The sequence below is a fragment of the Prevotella sp. MGM1 genome (assembly GCF_002933775.1).
In the GTDB taxonomy this organism is placed as follows: Bacteria; Bacteroidota; Bacteroidia; order Bacteroidales; family Bacteroidaceae; genus Prevotella.
In genome coordinates this window covers 1-514 of record NZ_BEWV01000116.1, presented here as the reverse complement: position 1 = coordinate 514, position 514 = coordinate 1, and the positions used below count along the sequence as shown (strand labels likewise).

Below are 514 nucleotides of genomic sequence, written 5' to 3'. Positions count from 1 at the left end.
TAGTTGAGGTTCATTCCGTCAGCCACTCGTTCCCGATGCACGGATGCAAAGGTAGCGTATGGCTTGATGGTAGTGGCAAGGTCGGGCGGCAGAGCCGTTTCGGGCGGAATCTTCCTCCTGCGGAGCGTATTCAACCCGAAAACCTTGCCATTGCCTGCCATACGCTTGAAGAGCATCCGGCAACGGAAACAAGCGACTGACGGGAAATCAGAAGAAAGAAGAGAGGAACGGCTTACAGACGAAGCGGGATTTTGATGCTCCGTCCGTAAGCCGTTCCTTTCTCTTTTTGCCGAAAGTCCATTGCTGACGCAATCATAAGGCAGACGGCAAACTGCGCTCCTTCAAGAAAATCGGGTTGCCGTCAATCGGTAAGCGGAGCGGTAGCTGTCAGCCAGCATCCTTTCGATGTCGGATTCACGGTAGAGGATTTTACCGCCTAATTGGATATAGGCTATGCGCCCTTCGTTTCGATAGTCCTGAAGTGTCCGGCGGCTCACTTTCAGCCGTGCCGACA

The 514-nt window shown here is 53.5% G+C and carries 1 protein-coding gene and 1 pseudogene; one reads left to right on the top strand and one right to left on the bottom strand.

Annotated features, from left to right (window positions below):
• Positions 1–200 (top strand): annotated as a pseudogene (locus MoGM_RS13145) (hypothetical protein); the annotation flags it as partial.
• Between the two features lie 141 nt (positions 201–341).
• Here the strand turns inward: MoGM_RS13145 and MoGM_RS03865 are convergent.
• A partial coding sequence (locus MoGM_RS03865; RefSeq protein ID WP_146078636.1) for a helix-turn-helix domain-containing protein occupies positions 342–514 on the bottom strand: 173 nt, incomplete at its 5' end.